This is a genomic window from Tenacibaculum aestuarii (assembly GCF_964510395.1).
GTDB lineage: Bacteria > Bacteroidota > Bacteroidia > Flavobacteriales > Flavobacteriaceae > Polaribacter > Polaribacter aestuarii.
Window position 1 is genome coordinate 121,376 of sequence record NZ_CAZEFY010000004.1, and the last position, 21,022, is coordinate 142,397.

At 31.7% G+C, this 21,022-nt stretch carries 18 protein-coding genes; 7 read left to right on the plus strand and 11 right to left on the minus strand.

The window, feature by feature from the left end; all coding sequences use genetic code 11:
* Positions 1-51 precede the first annotated feature (51 nt).
* Positions 52-1,134 carry a DNA polymerase IV gene (dinB, locus tag ACKTSU_RS13645; RefSeq protein WP_408037070.1) on the plus strand — a complete coding sequence of 361 codons (1,083 nt, stop codon included), beginning with the start codon at positions 52-54 and terminating at the stop codon, positions 1,132-1,134.
* Here dinB and ACKTSU_RS13650 read toward each other — a convergent pair.
* From ACKTSU_RS13650 to rplU, 4 genes are all read right to left on the minus strand, one after another.
* On the minus strand, positions 1,131-3,053 hold the full coding sequence (locus tag ACKTSU_RS13650) for a tetratricopeptide repeat-containing sensor histidine kinase (protein WP_408037071.1): 1,923 nt from the start codon (positions 3,051-3,053) through the stop codon (positions 1,131-1,133). The genes dinB and ACKTSU_RS13650 overlap by 4 nt on opposite strands.
* A 6-nt stretch (positions 3,054-3,059) precedes the next feature.
* A complete protein-coding gene (locus ACKTSU_RS13655) occupies positions 3,060-3,794 on the minus strand; it encodes a LytR/AlgR family response regulator transcription factor (protein WP_408037166.1) in 735 nt (244 codons plus the stop codon).
* Positions 3,795-4,156: 362 nt separating this feature from the next.
* Positions 4,157-4,417 carry a 50S ribosomal protein L27 gene (rpmA, locus tag ACKTSU_RS13660; RefSeq protein WP_028891690.1) on the minus strand — a complete coding sequence of 87 codons (261 nt, stop codon included), beginning with the start codon at positions 4,415-4,417 and terminating at the stop codon, positions 4,157-4,159.
* Positions 4,418-4,439: 22 nt separating this feature from the next.
* A complete protein-coding gene (rplU, locus tag ACKTSU_RS13665) occupies positions 4,440-4,922 on the minus strand; it encodes a 50S ribosomal protein L21 (protein WP_028891689.1) in 483 nt (160 codons plus the stop codon).
* A 211-nt stretch (positions 4,923-5,133) separates the two neighbouring features.
* Here rplU and ACKTSU_RS13670 point away from each other — a divergent pair, with 211 nt between their 5' ends.
* Positions 5,134-6,450 carry a M16 family metallopeptidase gene (locus ACKTSU_RS13670; protein ID WP_408037072.1) on the plus strand — a complete coding sequence of 439 codons (1,317 nt, stop codon included), beginning with the start codon at positions 5,134-5,136 and terminating at the stop codon, positions 6,448-6,450.
* A gap of 19 nt (positions 6,451-6,469) precedes the next feature.
* The gene (locus ACKTSU_RS13675) at positions 6,470-8,524 is read left to right on the plus strand and encodes a M16 family metallopeptidase (RefSeq protein ID WP_408037073.1); all 2,055 of its coding nucleotides are present in this window, start codon (positions 6,470-6,472) and stop codon (positions 8,522-8,524) included.
* A 149-nt stretch (positions 8,525-8,673) separates the two neighbouring features.
* Here the strand turns inward: ACKTSU_RS13675 and ACKTSU_RS13680 are convergent, their stop codons facing one another.
* The gene (locus ACKTSU_RS13680; RefSeq protein WP_408037074.1) at positions 8,674-9,546 is read right to left on the minus strand and encodes a DMT family transporter; all 873 of its coding nucleotides are present in this window, start codon (positions 9,544-9,546) and stop codon (positions 8,674-8,676) included.
* Positions 9,547-9,638: 92 nt separating this feature from the next.
* On the opposite strand from ACKTSU_RS13680, the gene ACKTSU_RS13685 reads away from it, so the two are divergent.
* Together ACKTSU_RS13685 and ACKTSU_RS13690 are read left to right on the plus strand one after the other, a co-directional pair.
* On the plus strand, positions 9,639-10,118 hold the full coding sequence (locus tag ACKTSU_RS13685) for a cation transporter (protein WP_408037075.1): 480 nt from the start codon (positions 9,639-9,641) through the stop codon (positions 10,116-10,118).
* Between the two features lie 86 nt (positions 10,119-10,204).
* Positions 10,205-11,245, plus strand: a complete 1,041-nt coding sequence (locus ACKTSU_RS13690; protein WP_408037076.1) for a COX15/CtaA family protein — start codon at positions 10,205-10,207, stop codon at positions 11,243-11,245.
* A gap of 46 nt (positions 11,246-11,291) precedes the next feature.
* Here the strand turns inward: ACKTSU_RS13690 and gldD are convergent, their stop codons facing one another.
* From gldD to mutY, 4 genes are read right to left on the minus strand one after another with little or no spacing between them, the layout of a single operon-like run.
* Positions 11,292-11,852: a gliding motility lipoprotein GldD gene (gene gldD / locus ACKTSU_RS13695; RefSeq protein ID WP_408037077.1), complete on the minus strand. Its 561-nt coding sequence runs from the start codon at positions 11,850-11,852 to the stop codon at positions 11,292-11,294.
* The gene (gldE, locus tag ACKTSU_RS13700) at positions 11,845-13,173 is read right to left on the minus strand and encodes a gliding motility-associated protein GldE (RefSeq protein WP_408037078.1); all 1,329 of its coding nucleotides are present in this window, start codon (positions 13,171-13,173) and stop codon (positions 11,845-11,847) included. Before gldE ends, gldD begins: the two co-directional genes overlap by 8 nt.
* Before the next feature lie 19 nt (positions 13,174-13,192).
* Positions 13,193-13,624 carry a single-stranded DNA-binding protein gene (locus ACKTSU_RS13705; RefSeq protein ID WP_028891681.1) on the minus strand — a complete coding sequence of 144 codons (432 nt, stop codon included), beginning with the start codon at positions 13,622-13,624 and terminating at the stop codon, positions 13,193-13,195.
* 37 nt (positions 13,625-13,661) lie between these two features.
* A complete protein-coding gene (mutY, locus tag ACKTSU_RS13710; RefSeq protein ID WP_408037079.1) occupies positions 13,662-14,708 on the minus strand; it encodes an A/G-specific adenine glycosylase in 1,047 nt (348 codons plus the stop codon).
* A 133-nt stretch (positions 14,709-14,841) separates the two neighbouring features.
* Between mutY and ACKTSU_RS13715 the strand changes: the two genes are divergently transcribed.
* Both ACKTSU_RS13715 and ACKTSU_RS13720 read left to right on the plus strand, forming a co-directional pair.
* Positions 14,842-15,132, plus strand: a complete 291-nt coding sequence (locus ACKTSU_RS13715; RefSeq protein WP_028891679.1) for an HU family DNA-binding protein — start codon at positions 14,842-14,844, stop codon at positions 15,130-15,132.
* A 295-nt stretch (positions 15,133-15,427) separates the two neighbouring features.
* Complete coding sequence (locus tag ACKTSU_RS13720) at positions 15,428-16,969, plus strand: Rne/Rng family ribonuclease (protein WP_408037080.1); 1,542 nt, start codon at positions 15,428-15,430, stop codon at positions 16,967-16,969.
* A 60-nt stretch (positions 16,970-17,029) separates the two neighbouring features.
* Here ACKTSU_RS13720 and ACKTSU_RS13725 read toward each other — a convergent pair whose 3' ends face one another.
* Both ACKTSU_RS13725 and uvrC read right to left on the minus strand, forming a co-directional pair.
* Positions 17,030-19,219, minus strand: coding sequence for a patatin-like phospholipase family protein (locus tag ACKTSU_RS13725; protein WP_408037081.1), 2,190 nt, complete (start codon positions 19,217-19,219; stop codon positions 17,030-17,032).
* A complete protein-coding gene (uvrC, locus tag ACKTSU_RS13730) occupies positions 19,216-21,012 on the minus strand; it encodes an excinuclease ABC subunit UvrC (RefSeq protein ID WP_408037082.1) in 1,797 nt (598 codons plus the stop codon). Before uvrC ends, ACKTSU_RS13725 begins: the two co-directional genes overlap by 4 nt.
* Between the last annotated feature and the right edge of the window lie 10 nt (positions 21,013-21,022).

Here is a 21,022-nt window from a genome sequence, read left to right on the forward strand (position 1 = left end):
CATATTATAAAGCTCTCTTAATCTTAAGAGGGCTTTTATTATTTTTACAGAATGGAATTACAACCTCCTTTTCGTAAAATTATTCATGTAGATATGGATGCTTTCTATGCATCTGTGGAGCAATTGGATAATCCTGAATTGCGAGGAAAACCAGTTGCTGTTGGTGGTAGTGAAATACGAGGCGTAGTTTCTGCTGCTAGTTACGAAGCTCGAAAGTTTGGAGTACGTTCCGCCATGAGTGGTGTTTTGGCAAAACAAAAGTGCCCACATATTATATTCGTCCCTCCAAGGTTTGATCGCTACAAAGAAATTTCATCTAAAATTAGAAAGATTTTTTACGATTATACCGATTTGGTAGAACCTTTATCGTTGGACGAAGCCTACTTAGATGTTACTGAAAACAAAAAAGGAAATCCATCGGCTAGTATGATTGCTCAAGAAATTCGTCAGCGAATTTGGGAGGAACTGGAATTACGAGCATCGGCTGGAATTTCTATTAATAAATTTATAGCCAAAGTTGCTTCTGACATTAATAAACCTAATGGACAAAAAACCATCAATCCAGAAGAAGTTCTTGAGTTTTTAGAACAATTACCTGTTAATAAATTTTATGGAGTAGGTAAAGTTACCGCTGCTAAAATGCATAATTTAGGCATTTTTACAGGCTTAGATTTAAAACAGAAATCGTTGGAAGAACTTTCTAAATTATTTGGAAAATCTGGAGTGCATTATTACCACATTGTTCGAGGAATTCACAACTCTGCTGTAAAACCTGACCGTATTCGAAAATCAATTGCTGCTGAAACTACTTTCCGTGAAAATCTATCTTCCGAAGTATTTATGTTAGAGCGGCTTGATAAAATTGCTGATGAGCTAGAGCGTCGAATGAAAAAATCTAACACCAAAGGAAAAACAGTTACCTTAAAAATCAAATACAGCGATTTTACACAACAAACCCGTAGTAAAACTACCAATCACTTTCTACAGTTAAAAAAAGAGTTCTATCCTATCGTAAAAGAGTTATTGTATCAAGACACTCTTAATAATTCTGTTCGCTTATTAGGAATTTCTTTTAGTAATTTGAATACAGAAAAAAAAGAACCCGTTTGGGTTCAATTAAAATTCGATTTTTAAATTATAGGTATCTTTAATGTAACCTTAGTTCCGCTTGTGTTCCCTTTTTCGTCAATTACATCTGAGTAAACCAATGAAAAATTATTTTTGTATTCGTTAGCAAAGTTTTGTAATCTTTCTTTTGTCAAATCAATTCCTATAGATTTTCTATTTAACGATTTATTTTTTCTAATTTTCAACGCTGCATCTCTTCCAATCCCATTATCAATAATGTCTATTTGAATGAATTCATCAGATATTTTATTTACAGATAAAGTCACTTCTTTTTCACCTTTTTTAGATGATAAACCATGCCAAATTGAATTTTCTAAGAAGGGTTGTAAAATTAATGGTGGTATTTTAATTCTTTCAATATTTACACTAGGGTCAACCTTTTCTATATAGTTTATCTCATTAGAAAATCGGATATTTTCAATACTCATATATAAATTCATGGTTTTTAGCTCTTCACTAAGAGTCACCTCTTTTACTGATGAAGATTCTAAAATACTTCTAATTAGTTTTGAAAATTTATTTAAGTAATGTACAGCATTTTTTTGCTCATTATTGATAACATATAACTTTATTGAATTTAAAGCATTAAAAACAAAATGTGGATTCATTTGAATTCTCAATGCTTCTTGTTCTAGTTTCAATATTTTTTTATCGTTATTTAACAAACGTTGTCTGTACATAGAATACAACAACACCCCTAATAATGCTATAGAAACTAAGGCAATAATTAAAACGTTTCTATTTCGAAGCAGTTTTAGTTTAGCAATCTCATTTTCTTTTGCTAAACCTTTTATTTTATTTTTACTTACTTCATTATCGTACTTATTAATAAGGTTATTTACATATGAAATATTTTTGTCGTTAAATGTTTTACGTTCTCCTTCTATTGATTTTTTATAAAAAGTATACGCTTTTTTATAATCCTTTTTTTTCTCATACAACTCAGATAAGTAAAGATTAGACTGGTTAATTCCTGACGGAATTTTATGTTTTTTTGCTATTGTTAAACCCTCATTTAAATACTTTTCTGCTTTGTCTAAACTATCTAACTTTAACTGTACGTTTCCTAAAGTAACATAAACCTCTGAAGTGTAATACTGATTACCTATTTTTTCCGAAAGGGGTACTATTTCGTTTATATATTCATATGCTTCTTTATATTTTCCTTGTAACAATAAAACATTACTAATACTAGTATGACAAATAACCTTTCCTATACTTGAGTTATTTTGAATATTATACTCTAATGACTTATTGTAGTGCTCTAATGCTGCATCAATTTCTCCTAAGTTTTGAAAAGCAAGCCCTATATTTTGATGATTTATTGCGAGCCCTCTTTTATCTCCCGTTCTACTTTGTATTAAAATTGATTTTTTAAACTTTTCTAATGCTAATTGATATTGTTTTAAAGCCAAGTAAATATTACCAATACTATTGTTAGAAATACTTATACTTATCTTAGTATCAATATCTGGCCTCTCTATTTTATCAGCTAACTCCAAAGCCATTTGATGATAATTTAAAGCACTTCTAACCTTGTCTTGACGCCTGTAAACTACACCTATTTGATTAAGAGTAACAATCTCAGCATTTACATCATTTATTTTTCTTGCAAGCTCTAAAGCTTTTAAATGATTTTCTATAGACTTATCAAAAAAAGAGTTATTTCTATAACTTCTCCCCAATAGATTATACGCGTAAACCTCTCCTAATTTGTATTCGTTTTTTTTACTTTCTTCTAAAAGTAAGTCTATTTCTTCTCTATCAAATCTACCTTTTTCAAAAAAACGATACAGCTCGTAATAATTATCAATTTTTTTATTTACTGCTATATGAATGAGACTATCTTTGCTTCCTCTATCATTTATAGCATAGCTGGAAAAAATTATAAAAAAAAGAAAAGGGATAATTACTAACTGCTTCATTTACAACTAAAATTTTTCTAAGAAATCTGATTTTCTCTGACGAGATACGGGAATTTTATGATTATTCTCTAACACAACATAACCATCAGACTTTAAAAATTCTTTAATTTTATTTAAGTTGATAATGTAGGAATTGTGTATTCTAAAAAAATGATCTTCAGGAAGTAACGAATCAATTTCTTTCAATTTTTTAGTTACTACAATTTTTTTATTTCCTGAAGTATATATGGTTGAATAATTTCCGTCAGATTCTACAAACAGAATTTCATCTTCAGATAAAAAAACCAGTTTTCCATCGGTGTTTATCGTAATCTTTCTTCTATTGAATTTTTTATTGAAGCTCGATAATATCTTTTCAACCTTTTCTGTATTGTTATACTTTTTGTGGTGAAGTTTTATTCTTCCTATGGTTTCTTCTAAATCATCTGAATCAATTGGTTTTAGAAGATAGTCTATTGCTTGATTTTTTAATGCTTTAATAGCATATTCATTATATGCAGTGGTAATTATAATAGCAAAATCTTTGTTATCTAATTTTTCTAGCAATTGAAATCCATCCATCGTAGGCATTTCTATATCTAAAAAAAGACAATCAATATCATTTTCATTAATATATTTAATTGCTTTCTCTGCCTCAGTAAATGTTTCGATAACTTCTATATCTTCATTAAAATTTGACAATTCCCACGAAAGGCCTTGTATCGCTTTTGGTTCATCATCAACTATTACAGCTCTTAACATTGTATGTAGATTTGTACCAAATGTAACAGATAATATCTTAAAAATAAAATCCATAGGTTATCATTTAAACAATGTGTAACTAAACATTTACAGAATCACAAAATAATTACCATTTACACAAAAAAAACAACCATTTATACATCTACCTTCATAAAACTGCTTTTTTACCCTGATATTTGTTGCGTAATACACAAGGGGAATCATATTGATAAATTGGGGGATTAATCAATAATGATATTAAGTTATGAAACACCGCTTTATAAGCGGTGTTTTTTTGTATAAATTTTAATGTTCGGTTTATATACAAAAAAAGCTCAACTAAAAAATAGTTGAGCTTTTATCTTATCTAATCAGTTAGTTTCTTAAGCCTCGAATGGAGTTACAGAAACGTATGATTTATTATCTCTTTTCTTTTGGAATTTTACAACACCATCTACTTTAGCATGTAAAGTGTGATCTTTACCCATGTAAACGTTTTCACCTGGATTGTGTTGAGTTCCTCTTTGACGAACAATAATATTACCTGCAATAGCAGCTTGTCCTCCAAAAATCTTTACTCCTAATCGTTTCGATTCCGATTCACGACCGTTCTTCGAACTACCGACACCTTTCTTATGAGCCATCTTTGTAAGTTTTTAAAGTTAATTATTTACTTAATGCTTCAATTAATTCTGCTTTCTTTAAAGAAGTGTATCCTGAAATACCTTGCTCTTTAGCTAAAGCTTTTAATTCTGCAACAGTCATAGAACTTAAATCGTTAGATTCAGTCTTTGCTTCTGCTTTAGGAGCTTCTTTTTTAGCAGCTGCCTTAACACCAGAAGTAGCAATTCCTTCAATTTGGATTTCAGTTAAATACTGTCTGTGTCCATTTTTCTTCTTGTAACCTTTTCTTCTTTTCTTTTTGAAAACGATTACTTTATCACCTTTTAAGTGACCTAAAATCTTTGCAGTTACTCCTGCACCTTCTATAGCTGGGGCGCCAATTGTAACGTTTCCATTATCTTCAACAAGCATTACTTTATCAAAAGTTACTTTTGATCCTTCTGCCTCTTGTAAACGGTGTACGTATACTTTTTGGTCTTTAGCTACTTTAAACTGTTGCCCTGCTATCTCTACGATTGCGTACATACTATTTGTTTTGCGTTTATACTTTTATTCACACTTTCTTATTGAAAATGCGGGTGCAAATATACGTTTTTTACTTCAAGAAACAATCTATTCATCAGAAAATTACTCTCTTAACGTAATTTTTCTCATTTCTCATCCTAATTCTGTAACAAAACAAATAATTTAACGTCACATAGGCTAATTAAAACAATTCAAAATTAAATTTCAATCAATGAGAAAAAGGGTTATCACTCTAGCTTCGGCTTTATTAGTAGGTTTTTCTGCTAATGCACAAAAAGTGGAGTTTGAAGAGTACGATTTAAACAATGGAATGCATGTTATTTTGCATCAAGACAATTCTGCTCCTGTAGTTACTGTAGCTGTAATGTACCATGTTGGATCGAAAGATGAAGAAACTGGTAAGACAGGAATGGCGCATTTTTACGAGCATTTATTATTCACAGGAACAAAAAATATTGGTCGTGGTGAATGGAATAAAATTGAAGCTGCCAACGGTGGAACTGGAAATGCAAATACCAACTGGGATAGAACATATTACTACGAAACATTCCCTTCTAACAACTTACAATTAGGGTTATGGATGGAGTCTGAACGTTTATTACACCCAATTATCGACCAAAAAGCAGTTGATACACAAAACGAGGTTGTAAAAGAAGAAAAGCGTCAACGTATGGATAATGCTCCTTATGGAAAAATTATTTACGGAGATGTTTACAACCACATTTTTGACAAGCACAATTACGGTAGACCAATGATTGGTTACATTAAAGATTTAGATGCTGCTACTTTAGCAGAATTTCAAGATTTTTACAACAAATGGTACATGCCTAACAATGCAGTGTTAGTAGTAGCTGGTGATTTCGAAAAAGCTAGTACTAAAAAAATGATTAAAGATTATTTTGAACCAATTCCTGCACGTACACTTGCTAAACGTGTAAAAGTTGTTGAGCCAGAAAGAACACAAGAAAAGCGTGTAAAAGAATACGATTCTAACATTCAGTTACCTGCTATTTTATTAGCACACAAAACTCCTTCAATGAAAGAAAGAGACGCTAAGGTATTAGACGTTATTTCTACTATTTTAAGCAATGGGAAAAGCTCTCGTTTATTCAAAAAGTTAGTTGACGATAAGAAAAAAGCGTTACAAGTATTCTCTTTTGCAAGAACTTTAGAAGATTATAGTGTGTACAATATCGGCGCCATTCCTTTAGGAGAAACTTCTTTAGATGATTTAATTAAAGAAATGGATGAAGAAATTGAAAAATTACAAACTGAATTAATTTCTGACAGAGACTTACAAAAGGTACGTAACAAGTTCGAAAACCAATTCGTTGCTTCAAACTCAAGCATTCAAGGTATTGCAAACTCTTTAGCAAGAAACTACATGTTAGTAGGTGATACCAATCAAATTAACAAAGAGTTAGAAGTTATCAACTCTATCACCAAAGAAGAAATTAGAGACGTAGCTAAAAAATACTTAGCTAAAAATCGTCGTGTTGTTATCGAATATTTACCAAAAAAGAAATAATCATCTAAACTGAATTTTAATGAAAACGAAAATATTTTCAATAATCACAATATTATTTCTATCATTAACTGTTTCAGCGCAGATTGATAGAACCCAACAACCAAAACCAGGACCTGCTCCTAAAATTAATTTAGGAACTCCTAAGAAATTTACGTTACCTAACGGGTTGCTAGTTTTAGTGGTTGAAAACAACAAATTACCTAGAGTAACTGCAACTTTAACAATTGACAATCCACCAATGTCTTACGGAAATAAAAAAGGCGTTGAAGGTTTGTTAAGCGGAATGTTAGGAACTGGATCTACAAATACTCCAAAAGCTAAATTTGACGAAGAAGTTGACTTTTTAGGAGCAAACATCTCTTTTTGGAATGAAGGTGCAAGAGCAAGCTCTTTATCTAAATACTTTCCAAAAGTATTAGGTTTAATGGCAGATGCTGCTTTTAACCCTGTTTTTTCTCAAGAGGAGTTTGACAAGCAAATGAAGCAAACACTTGACGGGATTAAATCGAACGAAAACAATGTTTCTGCTATTGCTGGTAGAGTAGAAAGTGCTTTAACCTATGGTAAAAACCATCCTTATGGAGAATTTACAACAGAAGAAACGTTAAAAAATGTTACGCTTCAAGATGTAAAAGATTTATACAACAACACGTATAAACCAAACAATGCGTATTTAATCATTATTGGTGATATTACTTTTAAGGATGCTAAGTCTCAAGTTGAAAACTTATTCAACGGATGGAAAAAAGGAGAGTTAGCAGCTCAAACTTTACCAAAAGTTGAGAACCCTACAACTACTGAAATCAACTTTATCGATATGCCAAATGCTGTTCAGTCAGAATTAGCCGTTGTAAATGCTGTTAATTTAAAAATGGGTGATAAAGATTACTATGCTGCTTTATTAGCTAACCAAATTCTTGGTGGTGGTGGTACTGGTAGATTGTACAAAAACCTTCGTGAAGATAAAGGATATACTTACGGAGCTTACTCAGGAATTGGAGCTGATAGATATGCGTCTCGTTTTAAAACTTCAGCATCGGTAAGAAACATGGTTACGGATAGTGCTATGGTTGAAGCGATGAAAGAAATCAACAAAATTCGTTATCAAAAAGCAACTCAAGAAGAGTTAGATATTGCTAAAGCAAAATACATTGGAAGCTTTGTTCGTAATGTTGAAAAACCTCAAACTGTAGCGAATTATGCATTAAATATTTTAACGAATAACTTACCTGAAGATTATTACCAAAACTATTTAAAAAACATTAACGCTGTAACCTTAGACGATGTTCAAAATGCAGCTATTAAATATTTTAAAGGAGATAAAGCTCGTATTATCATTACTGGTAAAGGAATTGATGTTTTAAAGAATTTAGAAAAAACAGCTGATTACAAAATCACTTATTTTGATAAAAACGGAAATCCTACTGAAAAGCCTGCGATGAAAAAAACAGTTCCTGCTGGTGTAACTAAAGAAACTGTACTTAACAAGTATTTTGATGCTATTGGTGGTGCTGATAAAATTAAGAGTTTAAAAACAACTATGGTTGTTTATGGTACAGAAATGCAAGGGACAAAAATTGAAAGCACTGAAAAAAGAAATGCTACACATTATGCTAATACAACAGCAATGAATGGAAGCATTATGATGAAAGTTGTAATGGATAAAAGTGCTGTAAAAATGAACGGACAAGCGTTACCTCCTGCTATGGCAAATGATATGACACAACTTTTAGGAGTTTTTCCTGAAATTGGTTTATTAGCTAATGCTGATGCTAAATTAACAGGTATCGAAACTATTAACGGTAAAGAAGTATATGTAGTTGCTAAAAAAGGAGCTGTTGTTTCTACTTCTTTTTATTATGATGTTAATAATGGTTTAAAATTAAAAGAAACCCAAACAATTAACATGGGTGGACAAACACAAAATCAAGAAGCTTTATACAGTGATTATAAAGATTTTGGTGGAGTAAAGTTTGCTACTAAAAAAACAGGAAGTTTAGGTCCACAAAAAGTACAATTCATTTTAAAAGAGGCTAAAATCAACGAAGGAGTTACTGACGCTGATTTTCAATAATAAGTAAACTTTTTAGTTTAAAATTAAGAGAACCAAGACGCAAGTTTTGGTTCTCTTTTTTTGTAAAAACTAACCCCTTACACCTGACTACTGACTACTGACTACTGACTACTGACTACTGACTACTGACTACTGACTACTAAGAAACCTTACTTCGCCTTATTCACCAACCAAACACCTAATAAAATTATTCCGCCAGCAAAGAACTGTATAAAACTTAATTTTTCACCATCAATAACGCCCCACATAACTGCTACAACAGGTATTACATACGTTACTGAAGAAGAAAACACAGGTGAAGAAATATGTATTAATTTATTGAATAACACTTTAGCTATTCCTGTTCCAAAAATGGCTAAAACAGCTACATAACCTAAGGAACTTGTCGTGATAGGAGTTACTTCAAACGTTGAGAAAAAACCAGAAAAAGTCAATACCAATAATGCTGGAACCGATAACAACAGAAAATGTCCTGTCGTAATTGCCAAAGCATCTAAATCTGACAAGTATTTTTTAATCATATTTACATTAAAGGCATACCCTACAGAAGCAATGATTACCAACAAAGCATACCAATAATTCTGATTTGGATTTAGTTCTGCTCCTTTTAAAATCAACACCAACGTACCTATTAATCCGACTAAGATTCCGATAAGTTGTTTCTTTTTAAAAGCAAAACCAAACACTAATGCTCCAAACATAAATGTATTGAAAGGCGTTAAGGAGTTTAAAATAGCTGCGATAGAACTATCAATTCCATTAATAGCAAAAGCAAATAAAAAGACTGGAAAAAAAGTTCCTAAAGCGGCGGTTATAACAATATACTTCCAGTGTCTTTTTTCAATTTTCCGAATACTTCTAAACCCAATTAACAATAAAAAAACTGCTGAAATTAACATTCGTAAAGCTCCTACTTGTACTGGGGTTAAACCAATAAGCGCCTTTTTCATCAAAATAAAAGAGCTTCCCCAAACTAGCGAAAGCACAATTAAAAACAACCATTTTTGTTGTTGCTTATTCATTATCAAGTATTTTAGTAACAAAAGTCGCTTATTTATATTTTAAATTTTGATTTTATTAATAAATTTGCTGAATAATCCAATAAATAAAAATGATGAAATTTTTAAAAATATTTTTTGTGGTTGCTTTTGTAAGTTTAGCAATGGTTTCTTGTAAAAATGAAGCTAAAAAAGAAGGAACTCAAGAACAAAAAACCGAAACAGTAGCTGAAGCTAATCCGCAAGAACTTTCATTAAACATTTCAGGAATGACTTGTGAAATAGGTTGTGCTAGAAAAATAGCTTCTGATTTAAATAAAAAGGATGGCGTTTTAGAAGCTAACGTTGTATTTAACGACAGTATTGCAACTATAAAATACGATGCTAACAAAACTAACAAAGCTGAATTAATTGCTTTTGTTGAAGGAATTGGTAGCGGTGATATGTACAAAGCTGCTGAAGCTACTAAAAAAGCAGATGAGAAAGCTTGTGAGGCTGATTGCAAAAAAGAATGCTGTACAAAAACAGAAGCTGAAAAAGCTACTTGCAAAGAAAATTGCACTATGGCTTGTTGTGCTGAAACAAAAAAAGCATAATTGCTTATTTTAAACAATATTGAAAGCTCCTAAATTAGGAGCTTTTTTTATGGCTTTTAAGTATCTTTGCTAAAACTTTTCATCAGATGAAGAAACATTTTCCTCTCATTGTAAAAATCTCGTTAATTGCTGTATATGTTATTTTTTTAGCTGGTTCTGTTGTTCGTATGACAGGTTCTGGAATGGGCTGTCCTGATTGGCCAAAGTGTTTCGGATATTACATTCCGCCAACTTCTGAAGAAGAAATTACTTGGCAACCTAATTACGAGTACAAAAAAGGAATGATTATCGTAAAAGATGAAGCGTTATTTGTTGCGGGTCATAACATTAAAACCACGGATGAATTTAACGCTAACAACTGGGAAAAGTACACCAAACACGATTACGCTAAGTTTAACAAATTTCACACTTGGACGGAGTACATCAACCGATTAAGCTCTGCTTTAGCTGGAATTCCTTTTCTATTTTTAATTTTTGTTTCTGTTAAATTTTGGAAAGAAAATAAACAAATCACCCTTTTATCATTTGGAGCTTTCTTTTTAATGCTCTTTGAAGCGTGGCTTGGAAAAACGGTGGTAGACTCAAACTTAAAACCTACAATTATCACCATTCACATGGTTGGAGGTTTAGTTATTATTGCTTTGTTATTATGGTTACTTTACATCGTTTCTGATCGTAAAAAAGCATCATATAAATACAATTCACTATTCAGTAAATTAGTTATTCTTTCTGCTGTATTTTCTTTAATTCAAATTGCTTTAGGAACACAAGTACGTCAATTTATCGACGAGCAAGTAAAATTACACGGATTTGAAAACAAGCACTACAGCTTAATGGATCCTAACCTTAAATTTTACATTCATCGCTCGTTTACCATAGCAATTGTATTGGTAAACTTGGGATTATTTTACTTAAATCAAGTAAAGAATTTAGGATATAAACTGGTAAACTGGGTGATCTTTTTAATCTTTTTAGAAACGATTACAGGTATTTTAATGTACTATGCTGAATTCCCTTTAGGAACCCAAGCTGTACATTTATTATCGGGTGCTATTTTATTCGGATTGCAGTTTTATTTGTGGTTGCAATCGAGGAGAAACAATGATTCTAATAAGATAATGAATTAGTAGTCTAATGAGCTAATTATATCATTCGCTCATTAACTTAATTCACTTATTGATTATCTTTCCACTCCAATGTTTCCATCATATGAATCATATCTTTTTTAATGTATTCAACTGCTGGTAAAATAGAATCGTAATTGGGTTTGGTATAAAAGAATAAAGAACCTTTTAAAAAGTGTTTAGAGCTGTCTGTTGCATGAAACTGCACTTGCGAAGCAGCATCACCTAAAATTTGATATAAACTCCCATAAACTTTCGTATTTGGATTTACATATTCTACAGGTGCTGTAATTTGATCTGCTTTTATTGCATGTTCAAACACTAATTTTTCCGACTCCATTAACAACTCTCTTAAATTTCCTTCAATTGGACGATACGTAATATCAACAGAAGCTTTTAAGGTCGGATATTCAATCTTCATCCAATTTTTTTGTAAGTTTTTAGATTGTGTTATTTGAGTTGTTTCGAAAGAATATGGTTTTTGAAGCGGCATTTTACTATACCTTTTACTAGGATACTCTAAACTTAAATATGCTTTAGGTTTAGGTAAGATTTCTTCATTACAACTTATCAAAAATATTGCTGATGCCAGCAAAAAGAATTTACGCATTTCGGGTAACTTTTACTTGTTTTATACGTTTTTTAGCCAACGCTTCAATAGTAAACGTATAATTACTGAAGTTTATTTTTTCGCCTTTTTTAGGGAATTTTCCTGAGACTTCTAAAAGAAAACCTGCTAGGGTTTCACTTTCTCCTTTAGCCTCTTCAAATTTCTCTTCATCTTCATCATCTAAGACACGGCAAAAATCTTTGATGGTTATTTTTCCTTCAAAAATATAATTATTTTCATCAAGTTTCGAGTAGGTCAAATCTTCATCATCAAATTCATCATTAATATCACCTACAATTTCTTCAATAACATCTTCTAAGGTTACAATTCCACTTGTTCCTCCGTATTCATCAACCACAATGGCTAGGTGTTTTTTCTTTTCTTGAAACTCAATTAATAAATCGTCTAACTTTTTGTTTTCAGGCACAAAAAACGCTTCCCTTAATAGATTTTGCCATTTAAATGTCTTCTTATTCAAATGCTCCAATAAATCTTTTGCATACAACACCCCAACAATGGTATCCATATTTTCACGATATACAGGATTTCTTGAATAACCGTTCTTTAAAATCATTTGCAGTACCTCTTCATAACTTGCATCTTCTGAAATGGCACAAACATCGGTTCGAGGTTTCATAATTTGCACTGTTTCAGTATTTCCAAAACTTACAATTCCCTCTAAAATTTTTTGTTCTTCTTTAGTTGTAGCATCATCTGAAGTTAGCTCTAACGCTTGTGATAAACGCTCAACTGAAAGGTTGTTGTTTTTGTTTCCTAATCTATTTTCTATAACACTAGTTAACTTTATAAGCGGAAAACTTAACGGAGTTAACAAGGTGTTTAAAACCTGAATTGGTTTTGCCATCATTTCGGCAAACTGCAATGATTTTCTACTTGCGTATACTTTTGGAAGTACTTCTCCAAACAATAAAATTAAAAAGGTAATCAGTACAATTTCAATCAAAAAAAGTACAGAAACATTGAAGAAATAAAAATCCAGCTCATAATCTAACCCCGTAAACAATACCTTACCAATATTGGCAAATAACAAAACAATAAGAATATTAATGAAGTTATTGGTAATTAAAATTGTACCTAATAATTTTTTGGGATCATCTAATAGTTTTACTACTGTATTTTCTTCTTTCGAATTTGATGATAACTCATCTAACTCAGTTTGAGAGATTGAAAAAAACGCTACTTCAGTTCCTGAAACTAGTGCAGAACAAATTAATAAAAGCAGTAAAAGCAAAAGGTTAACGGTTGTTAACCAATCAAAACTTGATAATAATAAAAATAAAGGTTCGGGTTCTGGATCCAATTTTTAAAATTTAATTATACTAAAATGGTAAATCGTCATCTTCTTCTGGAGCTACACTTGGCGGTGTAGGATTTCCTTGCATTGGCTGTACGTCTGGTTGAGGACTATTTGGGTCTTTTTTAGTAGATAAAAACGTCATGTCTTGTACATGAATTTCGGTAGCATATCGTTTTTGACCATCTACTTCATACTGACGCGTTTTTATACGACCTTCGCAATACACACGATCTCCTTTGGTTAAATATTTCTCACAAATTTCAGCCAATTTATTACGCACTACAATATTATGCCATTCTACATTGGTTACTTTTTCTCCGGTTTGACGATTGGTATATGTTTCATTAGTAGCTAATGGAAAACGCCCTATCGAATTTCCTCCTTCAAAATAGTGCATTTTAACCTCATCACCTAAATGTCCTATTAAAATAACCTTGTTTATTGTTCCTGCCATAGCATTATAGTTTAGTGTAAAATCAAATATACAAAAATTAGAACTCCTCGTTTAAATATTCCTCCAAAAACTTATCAATCAGCACTGGCACAGGTTGCTCTTTTACTTTTGACCAACTCATTGTATTCTCACTAACATTGGTCGTTTTCACTACCCAAAACTTCGTAACTAAATGTTGGTGTGACAATTTATGAACAATATCTTCTTTATTAAAAAGCGATATGGTGGTTTCTTCAGGGAATAATTTTACGAATTGATCATGCTCTATCAACTCTTTTTCATCCGTTTCTTTTTTGGTTTCCACAAGTGGAAATTGATACAATCCTTGCCAAATTCCTTTTCCTACGCGCTCTTCTAATACTGTTTGATTATCCTCTGTAACTGGCACCAAATAATTAAAATAACGTTTCTTGATTTTGATTTTCTTTTCTTTTACAGGAAATTCTTTTAGGCTATTACTTGCCAACGCTACACAACTTTCAGCTAGCGGACATTCATCACACAGCGGATTTTGAGGTTTGCAATGTAATGCACCAAAATCCATGATAGCTTGATTGTACACTCCTGGTTGTGTTGCATCAATTACAGTTTGTGCCAACTCTTTAAACTCTTTAATTCCTTTAGTCGAATTAATAGGTGTAGCAACCCCAAAATAGCGAGATAACACTCTATATACATTACCATCTACCACAGCAACAGGCTCATCATAGCAAATAGATGCAATTGCTGAGGCGGTATAATCGCCTACTCCTTTTAATTGTAATAATTCTTTATAGCTTTTAGGAAATACGCCTTTAAACTCTTCCGAAATATATTTAGCTGTAAAATGTAAATTTCTCGCCCTTGAATAGTAACCCAAACCTTGCCATAATTTTAACACTTCACTTTCTTCAGCTTTTGCTAAATCAAATACTGTTGGAAAAGTTTCTGTAAACTTCAAAAAATACGGCAACCCTTGTGCAACACGGGTTTGTTGTAACATAATTTCACTTAACCAAACACGATACGGATCTTTAGTTTTTCTCCAAGGAAGTTCTCTTTTATTTTGTAAATACCAGAAAATTAATTGTTTAGATAAAGACATTTATGTAAATTGTGCCAGCAAAATTAACATATTTTATTTAGATATTTTTATTCTTATTTTTTTCGGAATAGATTAATTATCATATATTTGCACCCTCAAAATTTCAAAAAGTAATTTCAAAAAAATATATAGAATGACAAAAGCAGATATCGTATCTAAAATTTCAGATAAGAGTGGAATTGAAAAAGCAGATGTTTTAGCGACTGTTGAAGCATTTATGGACGAAGTAAAAGATGCATTAGAGAATGGAGATAATGTATATTTAAGAGGTTTCGGTAGTTTTATCATTAAAACTAGAGCAGAAAAAACTGGTAGAAACATTTCTAAAAATACTACTATCAAGATTCCTGCACACAACATACCTGCTTTTAAACCTTCTAAGGTATTTACTGAAGGTGTAAAAACTAAAGTAGCCGTAAAATAATTAAAAAAGTATTAACCAAAAGCCTTATTAACTAAGGTTTTACAAAACATTTTAACTATGCCAAGTGGTAAAAAAAGAAAGAGAGCTAAGATCTCTACACACAAAAGAAAGAAAAGAGCGAGAGCAAATCGTCATAAGAAGAAAAAGTAAGCAGTAGCTTACTTTTTCGTTGCTTTTATAAGCTACGTTCATTGACATTAAGGTTTTAACACCTTAAAATGGTATAAATTATACCTGTTTACAAATTTTAATCCGTCTTCGTAAGCAATTACGACGGCATAAAACCATATTCAGAATGAAAACAGAATTAATAATTCGTTCCAATTCTTCTGATATTGATTTCGCCTTACTAAGAGATGGTAAACTTATTGAATTAAACAAAGAAACAAGCGACCATAATTTTTCAGTCGGTGATATTTTTCTTGCTAAAATAGGAAAAGTAATGACTGGCTTAAATGCCGCTTTTGTAAATGTTGGTTATCCTAAAGATGGTTTTTTACACTATCACGATTTAGGACCACAAGTACAATCTTTAAACAAATTCATTAAGAAAGTAAGCACAGGTAATTACAAAGAGTTCACTTTAAAAAACTTTCGTTTTGAAGAAGACATCAACAAAGACGGAAGTATTAACGATGTACTAAAATCAGGTCAAAATTTATTAGTACAAATTGTAAAAGAACCAATATCTACCAAAGGTCCGCGTATTAGTTCGGAACTTTCAATAGCAGGTAGGTTTTTAGTTTTAGTTCCTTTTTCTAACCGTATATCGGTATCACAAAAAATAGCAGATCCGAAAGAAAAGGAGCGTTTAAAAAAATTAGCAAAAAGTATCAGACCAAAAGGGTTTGGACTTATTTTACGTACTGTTGCCGAAGGTAAAAAGGTAGCAGAACTTGACAAAGATTTACAAAACTCACTTGACCGTTGGAAAACAATGTGTAAACGCATTGCTAATAATAACACCCCAACTAAAATATTAAGTGAGTTAAACAGAGCATCTTCAATTCTAAGAGATGTAATGAACGATTCTTTTACAAGCATTGTAACCAACGATGAAACTTTAAAAGTTGAAATTAAAGAGTATTTACAAGAAATATATCCTGAAAAGGAAAACATTGTAAAACTTCATGCGTCTGAAGTACCTATTTTCGAAAAATATGGTATAGAACGTCAAATTAAAACATCGTTTGGTAAAACAGTTTCTATGAGTAAAGGGGCTTATTTAGTTATAGAGCATACCGAAGCTTTACACGTAATTGATGTAAATAGTGGTAACCGCTCTAATAAGTCTTTAAACCAAGAAGAAACTGCTTTAGAAGTTAATTTAATTGCTGCCAGTGAAATTGCTCGTCAATTACAATTGCGAGATATGGGAGGAATTATAGTTGTTGACTTTATTGATATGAAATCTGCCGAAAACAGACAGAAATTATATCAGCACTTAAAAGACGCGATGGCTTTAGATCGTACTAAACACAAAATTTTACCTCCGAGTAAATTTGGTTTAGTACAAATTACAAGACAACGTGTACGACCTGAGTTAGAGATAAAAACGCGTGAACCAAATCCAAATAAAAATGGAGAAGTAGAAGCTCCTATTGTTTTATTAGATAAAATAGAAGCAGAACTTGAACGTCTGATAAATAGCGGTAAAAACTACAAGGATATTACTTTAAATGTACATCCTTTTATAGCTGCTTATTTAACAAAAGGCGTGAATTCTATCCGTTTTAAATGGTTTGTGCAACACAAAAAGTGGATTAAAGTATTACCCAGAGATGCTTACCAGTACTTACAATATAAATTCTATTTTAAAAAGAAGAAAAAAAAGTAAGTAAGGCAATCTTATTATGAAATAAAAAACCCGTATCACTTGATACGGGTTTTTTTATGTTTAAAACCAAAATCCTAGGTTAAATAACCAATAATGTTCAGAGTGATCTGGTGACCATGTATATTTTAATTCAACAGGCCCCATAAAAGTTTCTATACTATACCCTAAAGCATAACCTGATTTTGTATCCTTAAATAAATCTCCATTTTCAAAAACATCTTCTTCTACACGAGCATAATTTGCAATAAACATTGCGTAATGATTTTTTAAAACCTCATAACGCAAATTAAATTCTGACCTTAGATAAGACTGATTATTTAAACCTCCTGTATCATAACCATACATAGGAATGAAATTATTAATATAGTTTTGATTGTAGCCACCTAAGTGATAGTCAAAAATTTCAAACGACTTTTTACCTAAAGTATATCCTGCTTGTGATGTGTATTGAAAAGTCAGTTTATCATAAAAAGTAGTAGCAAATCCTATCGTTCCTCCCAACTGCGAAAATTGATGAAATGGCTCGCTATTTGGCAATAATCCATCTAGCCTACTATTCCTATCAGACCATAGGAACCATTTAAAACCTATATCAGCATAAAAACCTTTAGTTGGAAACATTTCTTTATTGTAGGTGTCTAATTTTAAGTATGAGTAAGCATTTATGTAATTACTTCTATCAAAAAAATCTTCTTTTCCGTCTGTTGATATGTTTTGAGTACTTCCTTCAATATTTTTATGCTCTGCTCCAATACCAATTGCAAACTTTTTATCAAAGGTCGTTTGGAAATATAAAGAGCTTGAAAAGTCTGAATACTTTCCATTTATAAGTCCTGTATCATAAATAAAATCACTATTAAAAGAATTGTATCTTGTACTAAAACCATAGCTTGTTAAAAATCCATTATCCACAAAATATTCTAAGTTATATCTGATTTTATCACCAATACCAACATCAACAGAAAGTTCATCGTTTTGAAAAAGCAGTTTTTTATGATTGTAATTCAACAAAACCGCTGATTTGTATAATAAATCATAATGTAAACCAAGACGTAAATAAGACTGAATTTTTTCTTCTTTTACTGTTAGTTCTAGCTTTTTTCCATGGAAAGATTTATCAAAATGATAATCAATTCTATTAAAATTCTTAGTCGCCGTTAGAGTGTTTATTTTCTTAGAAATCTCCTTATAAGAAACACTATCTCCTTCACGTAATTGCAACTTTCCTAAAATATAATTATTGGTATAGTTTTTATTTCCTTTAATAATAATTCTATCAACAATAAACTTTTTTTCTTTTAGCTCTACCTTAGGCAGTTTTCTTTTGATAGGCTGCATTTTTGCAATGCTATCAAAAACCACTCTGTACTTTTTTGCTTCTTTATATCCTTCAGCTAAAACTTCATTTTTTTGATCAAAACCTATAACGCTATAATCTATAACATTTGGACGTATATAAACATTTAGCAACTCAATTTGCTCGTCAGATTTCTTATACATTTGAAAGTTAATAATCTGTAACAACAAAGAGGCTACAGAAACTAACTCATCTTTTTTTAATAATTCTCCTTGAACGCTAACTCCAATAATAATATCAACTCCCTTTTTTTTCATAACGTCGGCAGGAAAGTTATTTACAACACCTCCATCAACCAATAATTTCCCCTCAATATCTACAGGGTTTAATAAAGATGGGAAGGCGGCACTTGCCCTAAGTGCTAGCGGTAACGAACCTGTTTCTAAAACTTCCTCTTCACCTGTTTCTATGTTTGTTCCTATACAATAAAAAGGTATTGGCAATTTAGAGAAATCACTAATTTCATCTACTGGCGCTAATAATTCAGTTAAAAAATTTAAGACGTTTTGTCCTTTAGATAAACCTAAAGGCAATCCTAAACTACCCTTCTTTATCGGAAGAGATACCGCATATTTTTCACCATGAAGTTTGCTGAAAAAAGGTTTTTCTTTTCTTGGAACTTTATCTTGTAACAAACTCATAAAATCTGTTTCGAAAACAGCTTCTTCTATTTGATCGGCCGTATAACCGGCAGCATATAAACCTCCTACAATTGCCCCCATACTTGTACCTCCAATATAATCTACCTGAACGCCTGCTTTTTCAAGCTCTTTTAGCACTCCTATATGGGCAATACCTTTTGCACCGCCACCACTAAGCACCAAACCTACTTTAGGTTGTTCTTGGGCCAGCATCAGTGCTGGAAATAATAATAAAATTAGCAACTTTTTCATTCTTCTTTTTTTTGATAATATTGATATATTTTTTGAGCCCTTGCATTTCCTACAACTTCTTTCAATTCTTCTAAACTAGCACTCTTAACTCGTTTGGCTGATTTAAATTTACGCAATAAATTGGTGATTGTTTGCTTTCCAATATCAGGAATTTGCTCCAACTCTGATTGAATAGCACTTTTACTTCGTTTATTTCTGTGGAAAGTGATTCCGAAACGGTGCGCCTCGTTACGTAAATACTGAATTATTTTAAGTGTTTCTGATTTTTTATCTAAATACAAGGGAACTGAATCTCCCGGATAATAAATTTCTTCCAAGCGTTTTGCAATTCCTATAATAGCTATTTTCCCTCTTAAATCGAGAGCATCTAAACTTTTTAAAGCAGATGATAATTGTCCCTTTCCTCCATCAATAACTATTAATTGAGGCAATGGTTGCTCTTCATCTAACAATCGTTTATATCTTCTGTATACGACTTCTTCCATCGAAGCAAAGTCGTCAGGTCCTTCTACTGTTTTGATATTAAAGTGACGATAATCCTTCTTACTTGGTTTTCCATCCTTAAAAACCACACAAGCAGCCACAGGATTCGTTCCTTGAATATTGGAGTTGTCAAAACATTCAATATGACGTGGTTCTTTTCCTAATCGCAAATCCTTTTGCATTTGTGCCATAATTCTTTTTACATGACGATCAGGATCTACAATTTTTATTTGTTTAAACTGTTCTTGACGGTAGAATTTTGCATTGCGTTCAGACAGTTCTACAATACGCTTTTTATCTCCTAGTTTTGGAATAGTAACCTTAACATCGTTACCAACACTAACTTTAAAAGGCACAAAAATTTCTCGCGACAAAGAATTAAAACGTTGTCGAGTTTCAATAATAAATAACTCTAATAGCTCCTTATCGGTTTCGTCTAATTTCTTCTTAATTTCTGTGGTGTATGACTGTACTATGGAACCGTTCATCACCTTGAAAAAATTAGCATATCCATGCGATTCATCAGAAATAATAGAAAACACATCTACATTGTTAATCGACGGGTTGACAATCGTTGATTTCGCCTGATAATTCTGTAGCGACGCTAATTTTTCTTTAATCTTTTGTGCTTCTTCAAAGCGCATATCGGCAGCAAAATCGAGCATTAATTTTTCAAATTGCTGTAAACTTTCTTTGAAATTTCCTTTGATGATGTTTCGAATAGCTCTTATGTCTTCTAGATAATCTTCTTCAGTTTGATATCCTTCACAAGGTCCTTTACAATTCCCTAAATGATATTCCAAACAGACTTTGTATTTATCAGCATCTATCTTATCCTGACTTAAATCGTAATTACAGGTGCGCAGTGGGTACAGTTCTTTAATTAAATCTAATAAAGCATGTACCGTTCGCATATTCGTGTATGGACCAAAATATTCTGAACCATCCTTCACAACTCTTCGTGTAGAAAACACACGTGGAAATCGCTCCTTCTTAATACAAATCCACGGATACGATTTATCATCCTTCAACAACACATTGTATCGTGGTTTATATTTCTTGATTAAATTATTCTCAAGCAATAATGCATCTGTTTCCGTATCAACCACCACATGTTCAATCCGAACAATTTTTTTAACTAATACACGTGTTTTTCCATTCTCATGATTCTTGGTAAAGTACGACGAAACGCGTTTCTTTAAGTTCTTAGCTTTTCCTACATAAATAATCACATCTTCTTTATCAAAATATTGATAAACTCCGGGTGAATTAGGCAGTGTTTGTATTTGAAGTTCTAGCGGTGTTGGCATACAACGAAAA

Coding starts and splice junctions, on each gene's coding strand:
- dinB (WP_408037070.1), top strand. CDS start 52: ATGGAATTACAACCTCCTTTTCGTAAAATTATTCATGTAGATATGGAT.
- ACKTSU_RS13650 (WP_408037071.1), bottom strand. CDS start 3,053: ATGAAGCAGTTAGTAATTATCCCTTTTCTTTTTTTTATAATTTTTTCC.
- ACKTSU_RS13655 (WP_408037166.1), bottom strand. CDS start 3,794: ATGTTAAGAGCTGTAATAGTTGATGATGAACCAAAAGCGATACAAGGC.
- rpmA (WP_028891690.1), bottom strand. CDS start 4,417: ATGGCTCATAAGAAAGGTGTCGGTAGTTCGAAGAACGGTCGTGAATCG.
- rplU (WP_028891689.1), bottom strand. CDS start 4,922: ATGTACGCAATCGTAGAGATAGCAGGGCAACAGTTTAAAGTAGCTAAA.
- ACKTSU_RS13670 (WP_408037072.1), top strand. CDS start 5,134: ATGAGAAAAAGGGTTATCACTCTAGCTTCGGCTTTATTAGTAGGTTTT.
- ACKTSU_RS13675 (WP_408037073.1), top strand. CDS start 6,470: ATGAAAACGAAAATATTTTCAATAATCACAATATTATTTCTATCATTA.
- ACKTSU_RS13680 (WP_408037074.1), bottom strand. CDS start 9,546: ATGAATAAGCAACAACAAAAATGGTTGTTTTTAATTGTGCTTTCGCTA.
- ACKTSU_RS13685 (WP_408037075.1), top strand. CDS start 9,639: ATGAAATTTTTAAAAATATTTTTTGTGGTTGCTTTTGTAAGTTTAGCA.
- ACKTSU_RS13690 (WP_408037076.1), top strand. CDS start 10,205: ATGAAGAAACATTTTCCTCTCATTGTAAAAATCTCGTTAATTGCTGTA.
- gldD (WP_408037077.1), bottom strand. CDS start 11,852: ATGCGTAAATTCTTTTTGCTGGCATCAGCAATATTTTTGATAAGTTGT.
- ACKTSU_RS13705 (WP_028891681.1), bottom strand. CDS start 13,624: ATGGCAGGAACAATAAACAAGGTTATTTTAATAGGACATTTAGGTGAT.
- mutY (WP_408037079.1), bottom strand. CDS start 14,708: ATGTCTTTATCTAAACAATTAATTTTCTGGTATTTACAAAATAAAAGA.
- ACKTSU_RS13715 (WP_028891679.1), top strand. CDS start 14,842: ATGACAAAAGCAGATATCGTATCTAAAATTTCAGATAAGAGTGGAATT.
- ACKTSU_RS13720 (WP_408037080.1), top strand. CDS start 15,428: ATGAAAACAGAATTAATAATTCGTTCCAATTCTTCTGATATTGATTTC.
- ACKTSU_RS13725 (WP_408037081.1), bottom strand. CDS start 19,219: ATGAAAAAGTTGCTAATTTTATTATTATTTCCAGCACTGATGCTGGCC.
- uvrC (WP_408037082.1), bottom strand. CDS start 21,012: ATGCCAACACCGCTAGAACTTCAAATACAAACACTGCCTAATTCACCC.